This window comes from Comamonas sp. w2-DMI, from assembly GCF_040187735.1.
Lineage (GTDB): Bacteria > Pseudomonadota > Gammaproteobacteria > Burkholderiales > Burkholderiaceae_C > Comamonas > Comamonas terrae.
On sequence record NZ_JBANEL010000090.1, the window covers coordinates 1 to 685 of the forward strand.

Annotated in this window: 1 pseudogene and 1 other annotated feature; the pseudogene reads left to right on the forward strand. The window is 64.1% G+C overall.

Annotated elements, in window-relative coordinates:
* Positions 1-685, forward strand: a pseudogene (locus tag V8Z74_RS26220) (IS3 family transposase); the annotation flags it as partial.
* Positions 246-362 (forward strand) — a sequence feature (AL1L pseudoknot). Its footprint overlaps the pseudogene before it by 117 nt.

Sequence of the window (685 nt, forward strand, 5' to 3'; positions counted from 1 at the left end):
CGCGAGCGTGCCGTACGCATGGTGCAGGAGCACCGAGCCGACTACCCTTCGCTGTGGGCAGCCATTGAATCAATAGCCCCCAAGATTGGCTGCGTGCCGCAGACCTTGAACGATTGGGTCAAGAAGGCCGAGGTCGACAGCGGCCAGCGTGCCGGTACCACCACGTCAGAAGCCCAGCGCATCAAGGAGCTGGAACGTGAGGTCAAGGAGCTGCGCCGGGCCAACGACATCCTGAAGACGGCCAGCGCGTTTTTTGCGCAGGCGGAGCTCGACCGCCGATTGAAGTCTTGAAGAACTACATCGACCGCCACCGTGACGACTACGGGGTCGAGCCCATCTGCCGGGTGCTGCAGATGGCCCCATCGTGTTACTGGCGCCACGCAGCCCGGCAACGTAACCCGCAACTGCGCAGTCAACGCGCCCAGCGTGACGAGTGCTTGAAGGCGGACATCCAGCGCGTGTGGCATGCCAACTGGCAGGTCTACGGGGCCGATAAGGTCTGGCTGCAGATGAACCGCGAGGGCATCCCGGTGGCACGTTGTACTGTGGAGCGACTGATGCGTGCCATGGGCTTGCAAGGGGCTCGCCGTGGCAGGGCGGTACGTACCACCACGCCTGACACATCAGCGCCGTGCCCGCTGGACCACGTCAACCGGCACTTCAAGGCCAGCCGTCCCAACGAGCT